This is a genomic window from Streptomyces sp. NPDC111516 (assembly GCF_055635345.1).
Map to the genome: position 1 here is coordinate 213,553 of NZ_JBVKBV010000007.1, position 20,697 is coordinate 234,249.

General features: G+C 70.9%; 17 protein-coding genes and 2 pseudogenes. 6 read left to right on the top strand and 13 right to left on the bottom strand.

Translation table 11 applies throughout. The annotated features are described in order from the left end of the window. Position 1: 1 nt before the first annotated feature. On the top strand, positions 2-766 hold the full coding sequence (locus ACZ7L9_RS16590) for a sirohydrochlorin chelatase (protein ID WP_471415868.1): 765 nt from the start codon (positions 2-4) through the stop codon (positions 764-766). Positions 767-778: 12 nt separating this feature from the next. On the opposite strand, the gene ACZ7L9_RS16595 is transcribed toward ACZ7L9_RS16590, so the two are convergent. The 3 genes from ACZ7L9_RS16595 to ACZ7L9_RS16605 form a co-directional block, all read right to left on the bottom strand. Then, on the bottom strand, positions 779-1,420 hold the full coding sequence (locus ACZ7L9_RS16595; protein ID WP_471415869.1) for a DsbA family protein: 642 nt from the start codon (positions 1,418-1,420) through the stop codon (positions 779-781). Positions 1,421-1,650: 230 nt separating this feature from the next. Beyond that, complete coding sequence (locus ACZ7L9_RS16600; protein ID WP_471415870.1) at positions 1,651-2,232, bottom strand: TIGR03086 family metal-binding protein; 582 nt, start codon at positions 2,230-2,232, stop codon at positions 1,651-1,653. A gap of 69 nt (positions 2,233-2,301) precedes the next feature. After that, on the bottom strand, positions 2,302-3,303 hold the full coding sequence (locus ACZ7L9_RS16605) for a ketopantoate reductase family protein (RefSeq protein ID WP_471415871.1): 1,002 nt from the start codon (positions 3,301-3,303) through the stop codon (positions 2,302-2,304). Positions 3,304-3,416: 113 nt separating this feature from the next. Between ACZ7L9_RS16605 and ACZ7L9_RS16610 the strand changes: the two genes are divergently transcribed. Continuing rightward, positions 3,417-4,286, top strand: coding sequence for an aldo/keto reductase (locus ACZ7L9_RS16610; RefSeq protein WP_471415872.1), 870 nt, complete (start codon positions 3,417-3,419; stop codon positions 4,284-4,286). 107 nt (positions 4,287-4,393) lie between these two features. On the opposite strand, the gene ACZ7L9_RS16615 is transcribed toward ACZ7L9_RS16610, so the two are convergent. The 6 genes from ACZ7L9_RS16615 to ACZ7L9_RS16640 form a co-directional block, all read right to left on the bottom strand. Then, entirely contained in the window at positions 4,394-4,789 is a 396-nt protein-coding gene (locus ACZ7L9_RS16615) for a nuclear transport factor 2 family protein (protein WP_471415873.1), read from the bottom strand. Beyond that, entirely contained in the window at positions 4,786-5,346 is a 561-nt protein-coding gene (locus ACZ7L9_RS16620) for a DUF1697 domain-containing protein (RefSeq protein WP_471415874.1), read from the bottom strand. The genes ACZ7L9_RS16615 and ACZ7L9_RS16620 overlap by 4 nt, the downstream gene beginning before the upstream one ends. Positions 5,347-5,469: 123 nt before the next feature. Then, positions 5,470-6,672 carry a S8 family peptidase gene (locus ACZ7L9_RS16625; protein WP_471415875.1) on the bottom strand — a complete coding sequence of 401 codons (1,203 nt, stop codon included), beginning with the start codon at positions 6,670-6,672 and terminating at the stop codon, positions 5,470-5,472. Between the two features lie 387 nt (positions 6,673-7,059). Next, positions 7,060-8,358, bottom strand: a complete 1,299-nt coding sequence (locus tag ACZ7L9_RS16630; RefSeq protein ID WP_471415876.1) for an ABC transporter substrate-binding protein — start codon at positions 8,356-8,358, stop codon at positions 7,060-7,062. Further along, on the bottom strand, positions 8,358-9,197 hold the full coding sequence (locus tag ACZ7L9_RS16635; RefSeq protein ID WP_471415877.1) for a carbohydrate ABC transporter permease: 840 nt from the start codon (positions 9,195-9,197) through the stop codon (positions 8,358-8,360). Before ACZ7L9_RS16635 ends, ACZ7L9_RS16630 begins: the two co-directional genes overlap by 1 nt. After that, on the bottom strand, positions 9,194-10,144 hold the full coding sequence (locus ACZ7L9_RS16640; RefSeq protein ID WP_471415878.1) for a carbohydrate ABC transporter permease: 951 nt from the start codon (positions 10,142-10,144) through the stop codon (positions 9,194-9,196). Before ACZ7L9_RS16640 ends, ACZ7L9_RS16635 begins: the two co-directional genes overlap by 4 nt. Positions 10,145-10,269: 125 nt before the next feature. Here ACZ7L9_RS16640 and ACZ7L9_RS16645 point away from each other — a divergent pair, with 125 nt between their 5' ends. After that, positions 10,270-11,136, top strand: coding sequence for a phosphotransferase enzyme family protein (locus ACZ7L9_RS16645; RefSeq protein WP_471415879.1), 867 nt, complete (start codon positions 10,270-10,272; stop codon positions 11,134-11,136). Positions 11,137-11,509: 373 nt separating this feature from the next. On the opposite strand, the gene ACZ7L9_RS16650 is transcribed toward ACZ7L9_RS16645, so the two are convergent. Continuing rightward, positions 11,510-12,238 carry an exonuclease domain-containing protein gene (locus ACZ7L9_RS16650; RefSeq protein ID WP_471415880.1) on the bottom strand — a complete coding sequence of 243 codons (729 nt, stop codon included), beginning with the start codon at positions 12,236-12,238 and terminating at the stop codon, positions 11,510-11,512. A 148-nt stretch (positions 12,239-12,386) separates the two neighbouring features. Beyond that, positions 12,387-13,619 carry an SAV2148 family HEPN domain-containing protein gene (locus ACZ7L9_RS16655; RefSeq protein ID WP_471415881.1) on the bottom strand — a complete coding sequence of 411 codons (1,233 nt, stop codon included), beginning with the start codon at positions 13,617-13,619 and terminating at the stop codon, positions 12,387-12,389. Positions 13,620-13,976: 357 nt separating this feature from the next. Here ACZ7L9_RS16655 and glgX point away from each other — a divergent pair, with 357 nt between their 5' ends. Further along, a complete protein-coding gene (gene glgX, locus ACZ7L9_RS16660) occupies positions 13,977-16,148 on the top strand; it encodes a glycogen debranching protein GlgX (RefSeq protein ID WP_471415882.1) in 2,172 nt (723 codons plus the stop codon). 89 nt (positions 16,149-16,237) lie between these two features. Next, on the top strand, positions 16,238-18,634 hold the full coding sequence (treY, locus tag ACZ7L9_RS16665) for a malto-oligosyltrehalose synthase (protein WP_471415883.1): 2,397 nt from the start codon (positions 16,238-16,240) through the stop codon (positions 18,632-18,634). Between the two features lie 31 nt (positions 18,635-18,665). Here treY and ACZ7L9_RS16670 read toward each other — a convergent pair. After that, positions 18,666-19,429 (bottom strand): annotated as a pseudogene (locus tag ACZ7L9_RS16670) (LysR family transcriptional regulator substrate-binding protein); the annotation flags it as partial. On the opposite strand from ACZ7L9_RS16670, the pseudogene ACZ7L9_RS16675 reads away from it, so the two are divergent. Continuing rightward, positions 19,424-20,046: pseudogene (locus ACZ7L9_RS16675) on the top strand (NAD(P)/FAD-dependent oxidoreductase); the annotation flags it as partial. The pseudogenes ACZ7L9_RS16670 and ACZ7L9_RS16675 overlap by 6 nt on opposite strands. Positions 20,047-20,071: 25 nt before the next feature. Here ACZ7L9_RS16675 and ACZ7L9_RS16680 read toward each other — a convergent pair. Next, a complete protein-coding gene (locus ACZ7L9_RS16680; RefSeq protein ID WP_471415884.1) occupies positions 20,072-20,641 on the bottom strand; it encodes an FHA domain-containing protein in 570 nt (189 codons plus the stop codon). Positions 20,642-20,697: the final 56 nt, after the last annotated feature.

Consider the following 20,697-nt stretch of genomic DNA (forward strand, 5'->3'; position numbering starts at 1 on the left):
CATGACCGCTCCGGTGCTTCTCGTCATCGCCCACGGCAGCCGCGACCCGCGGCACGCGGCGACCGTGCACGCGCTCACCGCGCGGGTGCGGTCCCTGCGGCCGGGGCTGCGCGTGGAGACGGGTTTCCTGGACTTCAACGCGCCGTCGGTGCCGCGGGTCCTGGAGCGGCTGGCCGCGCAGGGTACGGAGGACGTCATCGCGCTCCCCCTGCTCCTCACCCGGGCCTTCCACGCCAAGGCCGACATTCCTACGGTGCTGCACGAGGCCCGGAGCAGGCTGCCCCGGCTGCGGGTCCGGCAGGCCGAGGTGCTCGGCCCGTCACCGCTGCTGAACTCGGCGCTGGAACGGCGGCTGCATGAAGCCGGGGTCCGTCCCGGCGACCGAAGCTCGACCGGACTCGTCCTGGCCTCGGCGGGCTCGACAGACCCGGAGGCGATCGCAGTGATCGCTGAAATCGCGCGGGAGCTGCGGCACACCGGTTGGTGTTCCGTGCGGCCTGCGTTCGCCTCCGCTGCATCTCCCGCGGGGTTTCCCCGTACCGAGGACGCGGTACGGGCCCTGCGGGACGAGGGTGTGCGCCGGGTGGCGGTGGCGCCGTACGTCATCGCTCCCGGCCGGCTCCCGGACCGGATCGCCGAAGGGGCGGCCGGCGCGGACGTACTCGCCGATGTGCTGGGCGTCTCACCGGAGTTGGCACGACTGCTGCTGGCCCGGTACGACGAGGCCCGCGGTCCTGCGGCCCGGCCCGCCGTGCTCACCGCGTGACGCGGCGCCCGTTCACCCCACGTCCAGGCTGCCCGTGCGGGTCCGCTTGAGTTCGAAGAGGTCCGGGTTCCCGGCGAGTACCCGGAAGCTGTCGAAGACGCGTCCGGCCTCCTCGCCGCGCGGTGCCGCCCGCAGGACGGGCCCGAACCAGACCGCGCCGTCGACATGGATCGTGGGCGTACCGACGTACGCCTCCGCCTCCGGGTCCTTGCCGGCGTCATGGCTGCGCCGCAGCGCCTCGTCGTACTTCTCCGAGTGCGCGGCGGCGGCGAGCGCGGCGGGCAGACCGAGTTCCGCGAGGGACTCGGCGATCACCTCGTCGAAGTCCTCGTTCTTCTGCCGGTGGATGCGAACGCCCATCGCGGTGTAGAGGTCGCGGAGCACGCCGTCGCCGTGGGCGGCCGCCGCGGCGACCGCGACCCGCACCGGACCGATCGATCTGTCGACCAGTTCCCGGTACCAGTCGGGGAGTTCATTGCCGATGTTGTGCAGGTAGAGGCTCATGACGCGGAAGCGGAGATCGATGTCGCGCCGCTGCTCCACCTCCAGCATCCAGCGGGAGGTGATCCAGGCGAAGGGGCAGGCCGGATCGAAGTAGAAGTCGACGACGGTACGGGCCGGTTCCGGGGTGTGTGATGGGCCGAGCGTATCCACGAATTGGCATGCACCTCCGGGCCATTCGCCATCACATCGACTGGGCCATTTCAGCACCGGCGACGCTGCCGAGAACCGGGCCGTCCACGACTCGCTGGGCTGCCCCCGGGTCGAGGTGGCCGGTCTGGACGACGAACTGCGCGGGGTGATCCGCCAGGAGTACGCGCCAAGGTGTATTGCCCTGTCAGGGAACCCGGCCGCACAGCGGCCGGGGTTGCGGCGGGACGTGCTCAGGCTGCGGTCCAGCGCGGGTCACGTCCGCTGTGGGCCAGCGCCCGTTCGAGCGACGACGCCGATCCGGGCACCGTCACCTCGTCGGCGAAGCCGTCGTACTGCCGGTAGAGCGCGGCGTTGCCGTCGACGACACCGAGGACATAGGCGGCCGCGGCGTCGGAGAGCCGGAGTTCCTCGCCGACTGCGCGGGCCACGTCCCAGGTGTGCAGGGCCGTCTCCTCGATGAGCATCGCGGCTGTCTCGGAAGCGGGTGTCGTGGAATTCCCGAGGTCGACCTCGCCCTCCCAGACCGCCGGGTCCGACCAGGCGGCCACCGCCCGGTCCAGCTGTGCCGCGTACTGCTGCGCCCAGTCGGCGTCGGCGGTGAAGTCTCGGGTGGTGAGCTCATCGGGGAGATCCTTGCGCAGGGCGCGATGCTCCAGGCCGTGGGAGGTGTAGAGCACCCAGTGGTTGATGAGTTCGCGCAGGTCCCAGTCGCCACAGGGCGTGGGCAGTTCGAGCTGATCGGTGGTGATGGAACGGGCGATGCGGGCCGCTTCGCCGGCGACTTCGGTCATGTGAGCGTGCTCGTTCTTCATGCGTCCCAGACTAGGACGGGCCACTGACAACGGTATTGAAGAAAGGCGACGCCGGCCGGACCCACCGCTTCAGGTAGCGGCGTCGACGAGGGTGACGAGTTCGGCCACGGGCATCGAGCCGGGCTCCCGGCGCTCGCGCGCGAAAGTGTTCGCGGTGCGGCGAAGTACGTCGTTGACCGGTGTGGGTACGCCGTGGAGGCGGCCGAGCAGCACGATCTCGCCGTTGAGGTAGTCGGCCTCGATCGTGCCCGTGCCCCGGCTGAGGCTCTGCCAGGACGAGCCGCCGCCGCGCGGGGAGCCGTCGAACGGTTCGAAGCGGAGCCGGCCGGCCCGTGCCTCGGACTGTTCCTCCTGGCCGACCGCGTCGATCCCGGCGGCCACGAGCACGGCCCGGCCCTCCGCGAGTGCCCGCTCGAACAGGGCGAACGCGTCCTGATCCGCGAGCGGGCCGGTGACGGCCTCGATCGCGTTGGCGAGGTTGGCGAGCAGCTTGCCGTACTTCCAGCGCATCACGTCCGGCACGACCGGGGCGAGCAGCTTCGACTTCTCCAGGTCGGCGGCGATCAGCCGGGCCGTCCCATCGGTCCCGGTGGGGTAGCGGCCCAGGTGCAGGATGCCGGTCAGCGGCGTACCGGCGGCGGAGACCTCGCCCGGTTCGACGAAGGTGGCGGGCAGCCAGACGCACATGCCGTACACATGCCGGAAGCGGCGCAGTGCCAGGCGTTCGCTCTCCACCCCGTTCTGCGCGCAGATCAGCGGCAGCCGCTCGCCCGCCGTGGAGCCGCCCACTACGGGGCGGACGCTCCAGGCGTCGAGCGCGGCCGTGCTGTCCTGCGTCTTCACGGCGAGTACGAGGACGTCGTCCGCGGTCAGTTCGAGCGCCTCGGGGCGGTCGACGACAGGGATCGGATGGGTGCACGGCCCGTCGGGCGTGACGAGCCGCAGCCCGCCGGTGCGCAGCGCCTCGTACTGCGCACCGCGCGCGACGAGTACGACGTCGTGACCGGCCTCGGACAGCCGTCCCCCGAGGACGCCGCCGACGGCCCCCGCCCCGATGATGATGTAGCGCATCCCGACTCCCGTCCGCGGCCGCACAGGTCAGCACGCCGGCTCCCCGAGGGTGTCGGCAACACCTCAGCATAGGGCGGGAGATCGAATCACCGAGGGGGACTAGTGTTCCCGTCATGTCTTCCACGTCACAGCCGCTCGGTGGGGTGTTCCTGCTCGGTGACGAGCTGCCCGTACGTCGTCTCGGCTACGGCACCGCCCAGCTGACCGGCACCGGATACTGGGGTCCGCGCGGGGAGCGGCAGGAGGCCGTGGCCGTGCTGCGCGCGGCCGTCGAGCAAGGGGTCACGCTCATCGACACCGCCGACAACTACGGCCCCGGACTGGCCGAGGAGCTGGTCGCCGAGGCTCTTCACCCGTATCGCGAGGATCTGGTCGTCGCGACCAAGGGCGGTGTGGTGCGGACCAGTGACAGCGCCTGGCACGTCGCGGGCCGTCCCGAGCAGTTGCGGGCGATGTGCGAGGCCAGTCTGCGGCGGCTGCGGACGGACCGGATCGATCTCTACCAGCTGCACCGGCTGGACCCGGACGTGCCGATGGCCGACCAACTGGGGGCTCTGGATTCGCTGAGGCAGGAGGGAAAGATCCGGTACATCGGTCTGGACACCCTCACCGCCGACCAGCTGGAGCAGGCACTCTCCCTGACCCCGATCGCCTCGGTGCAGAACCGCTTCAATCTCCTCGACCGTTCGTCGGACCCGGTACTGAAGGTGTGCGAGGCCCACGGCCTGGCTTTTCTGCCCTGGTTCCCGCTGGCGAACGGCGCTCTGACCGGCGAGGCATCCGCGGCGCTCACCGGTATCGCCGACCGGCACGGTGCCACCCGCGGGCAGATCGCCCTCGCCTGGCTGCTGCACCGCTCCCCCGTGCTGTGTCCGACTCCGGGCACCGGTTCGCCCGGCCATCTCGCGGAGAACCTGGGGGCGTGGGAGGTCCGGCTGTCCGCCGAGGACATGAGCCGCCTGGAAACGCTCGCACCCGCATGAAGGAGGCTGGGACGCACCCTCGGGCGGGTCGATCCGCAGTGCGGATCTCGCCTGCGGACGTCCGGTGGACGGCGCGGGCGCAGCGCGTCGCCCGTCGCTGAGCGGGCTCAGCCCTCGTCGTCCGGACCCGCGTTCGCGGCCTGGTCGAACAGGGTGGCCTGGTGGAAGTAGAGCAACCAGCCCGCGCCGGTCAGCCGCCACAGCGAACTGCGGTGGGCGAAGCTCCCCTTCGCCTCGGTGTCGTAGGTGACGTGGACGAGTCGGCCGTCCAGCTGGACTCCGCGCAGCCGGGACGCCGTGAGCGAACCGGGATGGGCGGCGTCGTCCCCGGTGAGCGAGGCGATCATCGTGTCGCGGTCCCAGACTTGGCCGGTGGAGTCGATCTCGCGGTACTCGGGGTGCAGCACCTGGGAGAGGAGTTCGGCGGAGGCTCGTACCGACGGGTCCAGGAGGCGGAGCTCGCCCTCGACGGCCGCGGCCACGCCGGGGGACGGTTCGCTCATGTGCGGGCTCCGTCGTGTGCGGTCATCTCCACGAGCTTGACCACGGTGTTCCAGTTGCGCGAGGTGGCCGTGAGGCCCTTGGTGAGGGTGGGCCGGGACAGTGCGTCGGCGAGTCTGGAACGGCCCAGTCCGTCGGGGGCGTAGAGGTAGAGCGCGCGGTCGCCGAGCCGGAACTCCTCGGGGAGGTAGGCCGCCGGGTCGATCCGGGCGAAGCGTTCGGCGTCGACGGATTGTCCGTAGTAGGTGATGTGCAGTTGCCTGCCTTCGAGCTCGGCGGCCGGGAAGGGGCAGGCCGCCGCAACTGCCGCGAGGTAGGCGCCGTCCCGGACCAGGCAGGGGACGGGGAAGCCGAACCGCTTCTCGATCGCCTGCTCCAGTTCGGAGGCGAGTGCGTTCTCGTCGCCCGACGCACTGCTGAAGACGGCGTTGCCGCTCTGCAGGTGGGTGCGGACGTCGCCGTGGCCCAGCTCGGCGAGCAGCGTGCGGAGTTCGGCCATCGGAACCTTCTTGTGGCCGCTCACATTGATTCCGCGCAACAGCGCCGCGTACATCGTCATGGGCACACCATAGGACGATCGCTTCACGCGGTGCGGCCGCCGCGCCCCGTGGGGGAGGGCGCGGCGGCCGCCGATTCCGTTGCGCCGGGCGTCCGCTGCCCGGTCACGTCTGCGGGGAGTCGGTTACTCGACGATCTTCAGCAGCTTGTTCGGTGTGCCCTCGGTCGCGTTGGAGATCGCGTCGGGGGTGGCACCGTCGGTCAGCGCCGTGGCGACCTCTTCCGGGGTGGCGTCCGGGTGTCCGGAGAGGTAGACGGCAGCGGCACCGACGACGTGCGGGGTCGCCATGGACGTACCGGAGATGGTGTTGGAACCGTCGTCGCTGTCGTTCCAGGACGAGGTGATGTCCGATCCGGGGGCGTAGATGTCCACGATCGAGCCGTAGTTGGAGAACGACGACTGTTCGTCGTCCACCGTGGACGAGGCGACCGTGATGGCCTCCGGGACACGGGCCGGGGAGCTGTCGCTCGCGTCGGCGGAGTCGTTTCCGGCGGCCACCGCGAAGGTGACTCCGGAGGCGATGGCCTTCTGGACCGCGGCGTCGAGCGCCTCGTCCGCGCTGCCGCCGAGGCTCATGTTGGCGACGGAGGGGCCCTCGTGGTGCTCGGTGACCCAGTCGATGCCGGCGACGACCTGCTCCGTGGTGCCCGAGCCGGAGTCGTCGAGGACCCGGACGGCGACGATCTTCGTCTTCTTGGCGACCCCGTAGGTCGCACCGGCGATGGTGCCTGCCACGTGGGTGCCGTGGCCGTTGCCGTCGTCGGCGCTGTCGTCGTTGTCGACGGCGTCGTAACCCGAGCTGGCCCGGCCCTCGAACTCGTTGTGCGTGGTGCGGACACCGGTGTCGATGACGTACGCGGTGACACCCTCGCCCGCGCTGTCCGGGTAGGTGTACGCGTCATCGCCGGCCGTCTCGGTCTGGTCGATCCGGTCCAGTCCCCAGGACGGCGGGTTCTCCTGGGTGGCGTCGATGTGGAACTTCTTGTTCTGGACGACCTTGGAAACGGCCGGGTCCGCGGCCAGGCGCTTGGCCTCGGTCAGCGAAAGGCCGCTGGCGGAGAAGCCGTTGATGGCGGAGTCGTAGCTCCGCTTGAGCTTGCCGCCGTACTCCTTGGCGAGCTTCGCCTTGTCGGCCTTGTGATCCAGCATCACGATGTAGCTGCCCGATACGGCGTTCGCCGCGTCCGCACCGTAGACGGTGCCCGTCGCGGGAGCGGGAGCGGCTCCGGCGAGGGAACCGCCCATCAGAGTGAGTCCGGCGGCCGCGGCCACGGCGGATATCGCCGCGGTCAGCCTGATCCGACGTGCGCGCTTGTGAATTGCCATGAAGAGGGGTCTCCTCGTCATTCTTTGTGGGGGGATTGACCCCCGGCCGGAATATCTCCGGGGGTTGGCTCGAAACCCTCGCCGATTGACGCGCTCAGATCAAGACCTTCATGAGGCTGTAACTCATTCAACAAGGCTTCGTAATAAGAAACCGGCCAGCCGCGCCCAAGCCGGACACGGCCGTCTCAGCACCCGTCCCACGTAAGGGGATTGCCGCTGCCGCAACGACGACCTGCACCCTTCGCAGGCGGGAAGAGGGAACGGGGGCGGCGCCCGCGGGCGGGCGAGGAGACGGCTTGATTCCACCCCCGCCCGTCACACGTGCGGTTCGGCTCCGATGAGGTGGGCGACCGGAGGTTGCGGGCGGCGCCCTCCTTTCGGGGCGTCTCAGCGCTGATAGCGGGCCAGCACCCGGTTCCCGTCGTCCACCAGACGTTTCCTCAGCTCCGCCGCCCCGATCGCCCCGCTGTAGTACTCCTGGAGTGCGGGTGTGGCGACCTTGTCCTTCCATTCCGGGTAGCCGCGGACCGCCTGGGCGGGCGCCGGACGGAGCCCCTTCGCGACCGCGACACCGGTCGACCAGCCTTCCTTGTCGGTGTGCAGGGCCGGGTCCGCCAGGGCCGCTGTGCCGGTCGGGAGCATCCAGTCCCCCTTGGCGAGGCGCACCATGTTCCGCGGCCGCAGCAGGAAGTCGATGAACTGCGCAGCCTCCTTCTTGTGCGGGCTGGCCGCCGAGACGGAGAGAGTCTGCGGGCTCACCCCCTGGTCGAGCCCCCCGCTGCCGACGGGGGCGGGCAGCACCGTCCACTCGAAGCCCTCGGGGGCCTGCTCGACGACCTGCTGGCGGTACGAAAAGCCGAGCGGAACCATCGCGTACTTGCCGCCGAAGAATCCGGGCAGGGTGTCGGAGCCGCCCATGCCGAGCGCGGTGCGCGCGGCGCTGTGATCGGTGCTCACCTGGTCGTGAATGATGCCGGGGACGACCTGGTCGCCCTCGCCCGCACGGATGGTCACCCTGCCGTCGGCGCCGCGGTGGAAGAGCCGGCCGCCGGCGGAGAGCCCGAGGTTGAGGGTGACGGAGACCGGCTCCTTGAGCGGCCAGGCGACGCCGTATCTCCCCTTGCCCGTCAGTTCCTTGGTGACCTGACGGAATTCGGTCCAGCTCCAGGGGCTGTCGGGGGTGGGGATGCGGACCCCCGACTCCTCGAGAATCCTGGTGTTGGCGATCAGTACGCGGGGCTCCTGGAGGAAGGGCACTCCGTAGACGCCGTCGCCGAAGGTGGTGGTCTGCCAGCTCTGCTGCGGGATGTCGGCGGTCAGCCGGTCCGGGAGGAGCGTGCGCAGATCGGCGAGGTAGCCGCCGTACGCGAAGTCGGCGAGGTCGTCGGAGGCGTCATGGATGACGTCCGGGGCCTCGTCGCCCTCGAAGGAGGTGAGCAGCTGGTCGTGGACGGTGTCCCAGCTGCCCTGGACGTAGGTGACATGGATGTCGGGGTGGGTCGCGTTCCACTCCTTCACCAGTTGCTTGTTGGCGTCGACGGACTCCTTCTGCCAGGCCAGCGACTGGAAGCTGAGCTCGGTCCGTCCGTCGTCGCCCCTGCCGTCGCCCGTCCCCGCGCAGCCGGTGAGCAGCAGAGCCAGCGCGGTGGCCACGGCGGCGGCCGTCGTCCGTACCCGTGCGCGCATCAGCTCTTCACCGCCCCGGCCAGCATGGAACCGGTGATCCGCCGCTGGATGAGCGCGAAGACGACCAGCGAGGGAAGGGTTGCGAGGAACGCGGCGGCGGCGAGCGGTCCGAGATCGGCCGCGCCCTCCGCGCCGAGGAAGTGGGTCAGTACGACCGGCAAGGTCTGCTTCTCCGGTGTCTTGAGCAGGACGAGCGCGAAGAAGAACTCGTTCCATGCGGTGATGAACGCGAAGAGCGCAGTGGCGACGATGCCGGGGGCCAGCAGCGGCACGGTGACCGAGACGAGCGTACGCAGCCGGCCCGCGCCGTCGACCGCGGCGGCCTCTTCGAGCTCGGCGGGCACGGCCCGTACGTATCCGGTCAGCATCCACAACGCGAACGGCAGTGCCCAGACCACGTACACCATGGTCAGCCCCCACAGGGTGTTGATCAGATGGAGGTTCTTCAGGATCAGGAAGAGCGGAATGATCAGCAGGACGAACGGGAACGCCTGACTGACCACGACCCATCCGGTGGTGGCCGTCGACAGCCTGGAGCGGTGGCGGGCCGTCACATACGCCATGGGCGTGGCGACGAGGACCGCGACGACGGCGGCGCAGAGGGCGGCGATCAGCGAATTGGCGGCGGCCTGGAGCAGCGGCTGTTCGTCGAACGCCGCGCGGAAATTGTCGAGCGTCGGATGTTCGGGGATCCAGGTCGGGTGCAGGGAGCCCAGTTCGCGCGCCGGTTTGAAGGCGGTGGAGATCAGCCACAGGAACGGGAACGCCAGAAAGACGAGATAGCCGAGCAGTGCGACGTACTGTCCGGCACGTGTGGATCTGCTGGTACGCGCGCTCACCGGTCCTCGCCTCCCCGGAGCCGGCCGACGAGATACCCGGCGAGGATCACGGAGATCACCGCGACCATCACACAGCCCATCGCCGCGGCGTAGCCGAACTGTCCATAACGGAAGCCCTCTTCGTAGGCGAAGAGCATCGGCAGCCGGGTACGGCCGCCGGGTCCGCCGCTGGTCAGTACGTAGACCAGGGCGAAGGAGTTGAAGTTCCAGATGAAGTTGAGCGCGGTGATGGAGAGCGCGACGGGCCTGAGCGCCGGCCAGGTGACGGTACGGAAGCGGCGCCAGGCGCCCGCTCCGTCCAGCGCGGCGGCCTCGTGGAGTTCGTGCGGGGTGTTCTGCAGTCCGGCCAGCAGGGCGACGGTGGTCTGCGGCATACCGGCCCAGACGCCCACGACGATCACGGCGGGCAGGGCGGTGGCGAGTCCGGTGAGCCAGGCCCGGCCGTCGCCGAGGCCGAGATCGCGGATGGTCTCGTTGAGGACTCCCGCGTCCGGGTTGTAGACGAGCCGCCACATGATGCCGACGACCACCTCGGGCATCGCCCACGGAATGATCGCCAGCGCCCGCGCCAGCCAGCGCATCCGCAGATTCTGGTTGAGCAGCAGGGCGAGGCCGAGCGCCAGCACGAACTGCGGGACCGTGACGCCGACCGCCCACAGGAGACCGATCCGGAAGGACTCCCAGAAGAGGGTGTCGTGGAGCAGGTCCTGGAAATTCAGCCCGCCCACCCACTGGGTGGAGCGGGTGCGGCCGGACTGCGCGTCGGTGAAGGCCAGCGCGATGCCGTAGAGGAGCGGGCCGACGCTGAGGACGAGGATCGGGATCAGCGCGGGCAGCACCAGGAACCAGGAGCCGGCGCTCCGGTTGACCGGTCGGCGCTGCTTGCCGGGCGGGCTGCCGGGCGGGCCATGTATCCCGGATTTTACGGTCGCACTCGCTAATGTCATGAATTCGCCCCCTTGCGTCATTCGATCGGCTTCATACCGTTCTGGCCGCTCAGGTGGCCCTCGTCATCGTGCTGACGGGCCATCGGTTCGTCAAGCGGGCCTGCACGGATGCGAAAATCGGAGGCATGAACGAGAAGCGTGCGCGCGAGGTGCTGACCGCTGCCGGACTGTCCGGCGGTGCGGAGCTGCTCGCGCTGGGTGAGAACGCGGTGTTCGCCGTGGGCGACCTGGTGGTCAAGGTCGGCCGGGACGCCGTGCGGAACCCGGAACTGCGGGACCGGGCCGAGCGCGAGGTGGCCGTCGCCGAGTGGCTGGCCGCCTCAGGGGTCCCCGCCGTACGGGCCGCTGAGCCCCGGGCGCGGCTGGTGGAGGGCCACCCGGTGACGCTCTGGCACCGGCTGCCCGATGCCGTACGCCCGGCCGAGCCGCAGGATCTGGCGCGGCTGCTCACCCTGGTCCACGCGCTCCCCGCGCCGGACGGGTTCACCCTTCCCCGCCGTGAGCTGCTGGGCGGGGTCGAGCGCTGGCTTCGGCTCGCGGGCGATGCGGTCGACCCGGCCGACGCCGACTATCTGCGTGAGCGCCGCGACGGCTTCGCGACGGCCGCGGCCGCGCTGGTCCCCCATCTGCCGCCCGGTCCGATCCATGGCGATGCCCTCCCCCGTAATGTCCACGTCGGCCCGGACGGGCCGGTGCTGGTCGATCTGGAGACCTTCTCCGCCGATCTGCGCGAGCACGACCTGGTGGTGCTCGCGCTGTCCCGGGACCGGTACGGGCTGGCGGCCCAGGCGTACGACGCCTTCACCGCCGCGTACGGCTGGGACGTCCGCGAATGGGACGGCTGTACGGTGCTGCGCGGAGCGCGGGAGACGGCCAGCTGCGCCTGGGTGTCCCAGCACGCGCCGACCAACCCGAAGGCGCTCACGGAGTTCCGCCGCCGGGTGGCATCACTGCGCGACGACGACGCGACGGTGCGGTGGTATCCGTTCTAGTGCCCCTCCCGGCAAGCTTTGCCCCGTCGCGCCGCCCAGCACGCACGCTCGCCGCGTTGGCCAAAAGCCCTGGTAGCTCCGCTACAAGGACTTCCGGCCGCCTTGCGATCGCACGCACCGGACGACGCTCCTTACGGGGCAAACATTGCCGGTCACGGCACTAGTGCCGTGACCGGCGCCGGTCCGGATCGCGGGTGACCGGGGCCGTCCGGTGGCCGCTGCGCCGCCCGCAAGCACCGGACGGGCCCGGGGGTGTCCTCAAGCGCCGGACGGGCTCAGAAGATTTCCGCGAGCACCGTGCGCGCTTGATGTTCCCGCGCCGGGCCGGCTCGGCTTTCGTGCGTGCCGGACCGGCACGGGGCCGGCTGCTTACTCAGCCGGTCACCGGGGCCGGCTCGCGCAGCGGCCAGTGGCCGTCGATCACCGCGTCCGCCGTGCCCTTGCGGCGCAGGAACTGCTGGAAGTCGGCCGCCCATTGCGCGTACCACTCCACCTGACGCTCGTGCAGTTCGGCGGCGGTCAGCTCGGCCACCGAGCCGTGCCGCTCGGCTATCGCGTACGCCACCCGGACCGCGGCCAGCGCGTCCGCCCCCGCGTCGTGGGCTCCGCCGTGCACCACGCCGTACTCGACGCAGACCGCTTCGAGGGTGCGCTTGCCCTTGCGGTAGCGATCGACGGCCCGGTCGATGGTGTACGGGTCGATGACCGGCCCGATCCCGGCCCCGTCGAGCCGGTCGCTCAGCGACGGCAGCCCGTGCCGCCGCAACTCCGCCGTCAGCAGCGTCAGGTCGAAGGCGGCGTTGTACGCGACGACCGGCACGCCGCGGCGCCAGTACTCCGTGAGCGTCCCGGCGATCTCGTCGGCCACCTCGCGCACCGGCCGGCCCTCCGCCGCCGCCCGCTCGCTGCTGATGCCGTGGATCGCCGAGGCCTGCGCGGGGATCCGGATGCCCGGATCCGCCAGCCAGGTGTCCTGCCGCACCGGCTCCCCGTCCCTGCCGCCGACGCCGACGACCGCGGCTGTCACGATCCTGGCCTCCAGCGGTTCCGTGCCCGTCGTCTCCAGGTCGAAGCCGACCAGCGCCTCCCGGTGCCAGCTCATCCCATACCTCCTTCGTGGTGCTCTCCCCCAGGTGATGACCACCCTCGCATGCACCACTGACAACGGAGGGACAGCCCCTCAGGAACAGCTCTCAAGAGCAACGGCCGAGGAACGGCTCCTCAGCAACGGCGCCTCGGGAAACAACCCCTCAGGAGACCGGCCGGGAGTCCGCCCACACGGACTCGAATTCCTCGCGGTACGTCTCGAAGAGCCCGTGCTCGTTGTCCTGTCCCGCCCGGACCACCGCGCGCCCACCACCCCGCAGCACCAGAACGGGCGCCTCCATGCCGCGTGCGCGCCGCAGATACGTCTGGACGACCCCGACCGCGTCCGTCCCGTCGCCGTCCACCAGATAGGCCGTGAAGCGCGGCGTCTCGTCGAAGACATGGATCTCGAACGCGCCCGGATCACGGAGCTTGGAGCGGACCCGGCGCATATGGAGGATGTTCATCTCCACCGACCGGCTCAGCTCGCCCTTCTTGAGGCCCAGCTCCCGCTCACGGCGCTTGACCGCGCTGCTCGCCGGGTTGATGAAGAGGAGCCGGACCCGGCAGCCCGACTCGGCCAGCCGGATCAGCCGGCGGCCGGAGAAGTTCTGCACCAGCAGATTGAGTCCTATGCCGATCGCGTCGAGGCGGCGCGAACCTCCGAAGAGGTCCTCGGCGGGCAGCTGACGCTGGAGCCGCACCCGGTCGGAGTGGACGGAGACCACATCCGCGTACCGGTCGCCGACCAGCTCCTCGACGGCGTCGACCGGGAGCCGGTCGGACGAGGGGACCACCGCCCCGCTGCCCAGGATCTCCAGGAGCCGGGCCGAGGCGCGCTCGGCCTGGGCGAGGACCGCCTCGTTCAGGGCCCGGTTGCGGGAGACCACATTGCGGGCGACCTCCAGCTCGTCGAGCGCCAGCTCGACCTCGCGCCGGTCGTCGAAGTACGGCTCGAAACACGGCCAGTGCTGGACCATCAGCTCGCGCAGCTGCGGCAACGTGAGGAAGCTCAGCACGTTGTCGTCGGCCGGGTCCAGCAGATAACCCTTGCGGCGGGAGACCTCGCGTACGGCGACGGCGCGCTGCACCCACTCCTGCCCGGCGGGTCCGGCCGCGGCCACCACCCAGTCCTCGCCGTGGACCGGCTCGTAGATGGGCCGGAGCACCGCGGCGACCACGGCGCGCAGCCGCTGTTCCACGAGATTCAGCCAGATGTAGGCACGCCCGGCCCGCTGGGCGCGCGTTCGCACCTCGCTCCAGGCGTCCGCTCCCCAGTCCAGTTCCGCGCCGATCTCCATGGGCCGCGCAAGTGAGACCGCCCCGGGCGGGGCATCGGTGGATTCCCCCTCGTGACTTGCGTCACCTGGAGGCAGCTCGAACCCTCCCGAGCTCACCCGCGCACCGCCTTCCACTCCCCCACCAACGATCAAGGAAGGGTACTCCGCGAGTGGGATCCGGTGCAGCAGGATGCGCAGGCTGCTTCGTCAACTCCCCAGTGACATAGGAAGGTTCTCGAGCGCGAGATCTGCCGTAGTGAGCGGATTCATAGTGATTGGGCACCCCGTCGTGGGCCCTGCACAGGGCCCACGAGCGGCTCAGGACCCCGGATTGCCGTTCCGGGCGACACGGACAGGCCCGATGTTGACCGGACCGTGCGACGTCCTAGGTAGCCGTACCACTTTCGGGGAAGATCTGGCTCAAGCAGCCCGTAAGCCCCAGACACCCGGATCAGAAATGGAAGAGTCGAACCTATGCAGGTCTGGCCGGGACAGGCGTATCCCCTCGGTGCCACGTACGACGGCGCCGGGACCAACTTCGCGGTCTTCTCGGAGGCCGCCCACCGAATCGAGTTGTGCCTGCTGCACGACGACGGTTCCGAGACGGCGGTGGAGCTCAGGGAGACCGACGCGTTTGTCCGCCATGCCTACCTGCCCGGGGTGATGCCCGGTCAGCGGTACGGATTCAGGGTCCATGGTCCGTACGAACCGGAGCGCGGCATCCGCTGCAATTCGGCCAAACTGCTGCTCGACCCGTATGCCAGGGCCGTCGCGGGGCAGATCCGGTGGGGCGAGGCGGTGTACGGCTATCCGTTCGGCCGGCCCGACGCGCGCAACGACCTCGACTCGGCGCCCCACACCATGACCTCGGTCGTGGTCAACCCGTACTTCGACTGGGGCGACGACCGACGGCCCCGTACGGACTACCACCGCACCGTGATCTACGAGGCCCATGTGAAGGGCCTGACGATGCTCCATCCGGCGCTGCCGAAGGAGCTGCGCGGCACGTACGCTGGGCTGGCCCATCCGGAGGTGATCGCCCACCTGACGGAACTGGGTGTCACGGCGATCGAATTGATGCCGGTGCACCAGTTCGTCCAGGACCACCGGCTGGCGGACACGGGGCTGGCCAATTACTGGGGTTACAACACCATCGGTTTCTTCGCCCCGCACAACGCGTACGCCTCCTGGGGCGACCGCGGTGAGCAGGTGCTGGAGTTCAAGCAGGCCGTACGGGCGCTGCATCAGGCGGGCATCGAGGTGATCCTCGACGTGGTCTACAACCACACCGCGGAGGGCAACCACCTGGGTTCGACGCTCTCCTTCCGCGGCCTGGACAACGCCTCGTACTACCGGCTCGCGGACGACCAGCGGTACTACATGGACACCACGGGGACCGGGAACTCCCTGCTGATGCGCTCGCCGCACGTGCTCCAGCTGATCATGGACTCCTTGCGGTACTGGGTCACGGACATGCACGTGGACGGGTTCCGGTTCGATCTGGCGGCCACCCTGGCCCGGCAGTTCCACGAGGTGGACCGGCTGTCGTCGTTCTTCGATCTGGTGCAGCAGGACCCGGTGGTCAGCCAGGTGAAACTGATCGCCGAACCGTGGGACGTGGGTGAGGGCGGCTATCAGGTGGGGAACTTCCCGCCGCTGTGGACGGAGTGGAACGGCAAGTACCGGGACACCGTGCGGGACCTGTGGCGGGGCCAACCGAGAACCCTCGCCGAGTTCGCCGGGCGGCTGACCGGGTCGTCGGACCTCTACCAGGACGACGGACGGCGGCCGCTCGCCTCGATCAATTTCACCACCTGCCACGACGGGTTCACCCTGCACGACCTGGTCTCGTACAACGACAAGCACAACGAGGCGAACGGCGAGGGCAACCGGGACGGCGAGAGCCACAACCGGTCCTGGAACTGCGGCGCGGAGGGCGATACGGACCAGCCGGAGGTACGGGAGCTGCGGATGCGGCAGATGCGGAATTTCATCGCCACGCTGATGCTGTCGCAGGGCGTGCCGATGTTGAGCCACGGCGACGAGTTCGCGCGCACCCAGCGGGGCAACAACAACGCGTACTGCCAGGACAACGAGTTGTCGTGGGTGCACTGGCCCGATCCCGCCGCCGCGGCTGACGACCCGGACGACGAGGACGGGGACGACACCCCCGAGGGGGACGGCCTGGGCAGCAGTCTGCTGGAGTTCACCCGAGCGATGGTCTGGCTCCGCCGCGACCATCCGGTCTTCCGGCGCCGCCGGTTCTTCCACGGGCGGCCGGTCGAGGGCACGCACGACGAGCTCTCGGACATCGCGTGGTTCACGCCTGAGGGCCGCGAGATGACGCAGCGGGACTGGCAGGCCGCGCACGCCAAGGCGCTGACGGTCTTTCTCAACGGCCACGCGATCTCGGAGCCGGGGCCGCGCGGCGAGCGGATCTCCGACGACTCGTTCCTGCTGATGTTCAACGCGAGCGCCGAGACGCTGCAATTCTCCGTTCCGGTGAATCACGGCCGGCAGTGGCTGGTGGTGGTCGACACGGCCCGCCCGGCCGGGGTGCTCCCCCGCTCGGGACCGAAGGTTTCGGCGGGCGAACAGGTGACGCTGGTCGGGCGGAGCTTGGCGGTCTTGCAGCGACCCGCGTAGGTCCCGGCCGACGGCCGACCACACCGCCGGTCGAGCCCTTTGCCGCGTTCCGTGACACAGAAGGCCGCAGTCTGGGTACGTAACGGCGCATGACGCCCACCGCCACCTACCGGCTCCAGCTCCAGCCGGACTTCCCGTTCTCGGCCGCCGGACAGGCCGTGCCGTATCTCGCCGCGCTCGGCGTCTCCCATCTGCATCTGTCCCCGGTCCTCGAAGCCGTGCCCGGCTCCAGACACGGGTACGACGTCGTCGACCACGGCCGGGTGCGCGCCGAACTCGGTGGGGAGGAAGGGCTGCGGGAGCTGGCCCGTACGGCGCGAGAGCACGGACTCGGGCTGATCGTGGACCTCGTGCCGAACCACATGGCCGCCGTGCCCCGCCTCAACCACGCGCTGTGGGAGGTGCTGCGCGAGGGCGCCGGGTCCCCGTACGCCCGCTGGTTCGACATCGACTGGGCGGCGGGCGGTGGCAAGGTGCTGTTGCCGGTGCTCGCCGGGCCGATCGGCGTCGAACTCGACAGGCTCCGGGTCGACGGGGAGGTGCTGCGCCACGGCGAGCAGGAGTTCCCGCTCCGGACCGGCACCGCCCACCTGCCGATGCCCGAGCTGCTGGATGCCCAGCACTACCGGCTCGGCTGGTGGCGGCTGGCCCGCACGGAGCTGAACTACCGTCGGTTCTTCACCATCTCCGATCTCATCGGAGTGCGGGTGGAGGACCCCGAGGTCTTCGCCGCCACCCACGGCAAGATCCTCGAACTGGTCCGGGACGGGGTCGTCGACGGTCTGCGCATCGACCACCCCGACGGGCTCGCCGATCCCGCGACCTACCTGGAGCGGCTCTCGGCGGCGACCGCCGGGCGGTGGACGGTGGTGGAGAAGATCCTCACGGGTGCCGAACCGCTGCCCTCGGACTGGGCCGTCGCCGGGACGACGGGGTACGACGCGCTGCACCGGATCGACGGCCTCTTCGTCGATCCGATGGGTGCGGCGGAGCTGATCGGCCGCTACCGGGAGTTCTCGGGGCCGGCCCAGAACCGCGGCGGTGACTGGACGGCGACCGTGCGGCGGGCCGCGTACCGGGTGGTGACGCATGAGCTGGCCGCCGAGACCGCGCTGCTGACCCGGCTCGCCGTACGCATCTGCGCCGAGCGCCCCGCGCTGCGGGACCATGCCCCGTGGGCGCTGCACACCGCGGTGCGCGAACTGCTCGTACGCGTACCCGTCTATCGCCCCTACGTGACGGCCGGCGGCCCCTGCACGGAAACGGCCCGGGCGGCGCTCCCGGACGGGGTCGTGCGGGACGCGAAGGCAGCGTTCTCCGTTCCTGAGGAGGCGTCGGCCGTCGACGTGGTGCGGGAGCTGGCGCTGGGACGGCTGGGCGGGGGGCCCGACCGAGCCGATTTCTGCACCCGCTTCGCACAGACCGCGTCGGCGTTGCGCGCGAAGTCGGTCGAGGACACGGCGTTCTACCGGTACGTGCCGCTGATCTCGGCGAACGAGGTGGGCGGCGATCCCGGGCATCCGGCGGTGACGCCGGATGAGTTCCACGCGTTCTGCGCCCGGCTGGCGCGCGACTGGCCTGCCACGGGCACGGCGCTGACCACCCACGACACCAAGCGGAGCGCCGATGTACGGGCCCGGATCGCGGTGCTGACGGAGTGCCCGGAGCAGTGGTCCTGGCTGCTGGTGGAGCTGGCGCGGGTGACTCCCGCGGCCGCGCCCGACGCACAGCTGGCCTGGCAGGCCTGGCAGACGGCGTACGGCTGCGCGATGCTGCCTGCCCGCGAGATGGCGGGGCGGCTGGAGCCCGCGCTGCTGAAGGCGGTCCGCGAGGCCGGACTCTTCACCAGCTGGACCGAGCCGGATCCGGCGTACGAGCGGGCGGTGACGGACTTCGTCGCGGCGGGGCCGGCCGCGGGCAACGGTCCGGTGCGCGAGGCGCTGGATCGGTTCGCGGGCACGCTCGACCCGTACGTACGGGCCAATGTGCTCGGCGCGGCGCTGGTGCAGCTGACGATGCCGGGTGTGCCGGATCTGTATCAGGGCACGGAACGGGAGTACGTGGCGCTGGTCGACCCGGACAACCGGCGGCCGTTCCGCCAACCGCCCGAGGACGGGCCCGCCGGCGAGAAGGGCGAGCTCACGGCGGTCGCGTTGCGGCTTCGGCGAGAACGGCCCGAGGTGTTCGGCGAGTCGGGGACGTACACCCCGCTGAGCGCGCATGGCCCGGCGGCCGCGCACTGTCTGGCCTTCTGCCGTTCGGGCGAGGTGGTCACGGCGGTGACCCGGCTGTCGTTGCGGCTGGCGGAGTCGGGCGGCTGGCGCGGGACGGAGCTGACGCTGCCGGACGACGGGCCGTGGACCGATCTGCTGGCAGCCGGCCGGAAGTTCACCGGGGCCACGGTCGCGGCGGTCGACCTGTTCGCCGAACGGCCGGTGGCGCTGCTCAGCCGGGTCGGACCAGAAGGGCCCGCGGACCGCGGGTGAGCAGCCCGGTGCCGATCGGGCGGGCCGTATCTCAGTCCGCGGGCGGCCGGAGGCAGAACGGCTCGGAGACACCGAGCAGCCCCGTGAACGCGGCGGCGGCCCCGGTGAGCTCGACGCGGGAGAAGACCGCCAGTTGACGCCGCCACGGCGGGTCGACGGCAAGCACCGCGCAGTCCTCGCCGACCGCTCCCCGGACCACATGGGCGGGGCCACGGCGACACCGACTCCGGCCGCGGCCATCCTTACCGCTGTCGAGGTGTGTTCGGTGCGCACCGCCGTACGGGGCGTGAAGCCGGCCCGGCCGCAGGCCCGGTCCAGGAACGCCCGGCCCTGCACGACGGGCTCCATCGCGCAGCGCACCCAGGGCCGGTCGGCCAGCTCCTGGAGGCGGACCGAGGTGCGTCCGGCGAGCCGGTCATCGAACGGAACGACCAGGACGATCTCCTCCGCGCCGACCGGGACGACGGGCCCCGGCCAGTGCCCGGGCGGCGGGCCGACGGCCAGGTCGGCGGTGCCGCGTTCGATCTGTTCCTCCAGGGCCTCCGTGGTGGCGTACTCGTGGAGCACGAGACCGACCCCGGGGTGCGCCCGGCGCCATCGGGCGAAGACGTCCGGGAGGATGCCGACGGCCACCGCGTGCACCGTCGCGATGTGCAGCTCGCCACCCTCCGCCCCTGCCGCCGCCCTGGCCGCGCGGCGCGCCTGTGCGGCGCTGCGTACGGAGCGCTCGGCGTGCGGCAGGAAGGCACGGCCCATCGGCGTCAGCCGCACGCCCCGCGGCAGCCGTTCGAGCAGCTGCTCGTCGCGGTGGGGCGTGCCCCGGTGACGGACGGGCTCGGTCTTGCGGCGGCGGGTCTGGCCGCCGACGACCGCGGTCATGTGGCGCCCGCCGACTGGTCCCGTCTCGAAACGTCCGTGGCGGGCCTTCACGTGGTGGGCGATCTGCTGCCGCCGCCGTCCCCGGGTCTGGCACACGCCTCTTTCGCCGAGGGGCTGCTGGCCGCCGAGACGCTGGCCGGTCTCCGCTCACCGGCGGTGGACTACGCGGCCGTCCCCCGGGTCACGTACTCGTCCCCGCAGACCGCGGCGGTGGGCCTGACCGAGGCCCAGGCCCGTGACGCCGGGCACGAGGTCGCGGTCAACACCATGCCGCTGACCGCCGTGGCCAAGGGCATGGTCCACGGGCAGGCGGCATGGTGAAGGTGGTCGCCGAGCGTGGTGGCCGGGTGCTCGGGGTGCATCTCGTCGGCCCACATGTCTCCGAGATGACCGCCGAGAGCCAGCTGATCGTCGGATGGGACGCCGAACCCGCCGATGTGGCGCTTCACATCCACGCCCATCCGACGCTCTCCGAGGCGGTCGGCGAGGCCTTCCTCACTCTCGCCGGACGCGGTCTCCACCAGCAGTCCTGATCCGGACGAACGGCCCCGGGGCCGGCTATCGGGGAGGGGGTCCGAGGACGGGCGCGGAGAGCCGGAAACTCATGCGGCCGAAGCTCACCTGGTCCCCCTCGCGGACCGGGACCGTGCCGATGACCCGTTGCCCGTTGACGCAGGTGCCGTTGGTCGAGCCGAGGTCGCGCAGCAGCCAGCGGCCGCCCTGCGCGGTGAGTTCCGCATGGAGCCGGGAGACCGTCTCGTGGTTGAGCCGCAGGCCGTTGCCCGGGTCGCGGCCGATCAGCAGGGGGTACGGGCTGGGGGCGGGAAGCAGGAGCTTCGGGAGCCGCTCGGTCTGCCAGACCCGGCGTACCCGGCCGGGAAAGCCGGACACCCCGCTCACGGCCCGGAGTATCCGCCGTGACCAGCGGCCTTCGCTCTCCAGGTCTGCGGTGAGCGCCGCCAGCTCCTCCGATCGCCGGGCGGTGAGGGCCAGTTCCATGCGCCGCATGAAGGTGTCGTGGGACAGCTTGCCCTGTGCCGCACCGTCTCTGAGCACGCCGAGAACACGGTCACGCTGGGCGTCGGACAGCCGCGCGGGGTACGTGTGGAACTCGAAGGGGGACGTCACGCGGTCAATTGTCGGGCCGACCGCCCCGGAGTGTCCAGAAGAACCCGGCTTTCCGC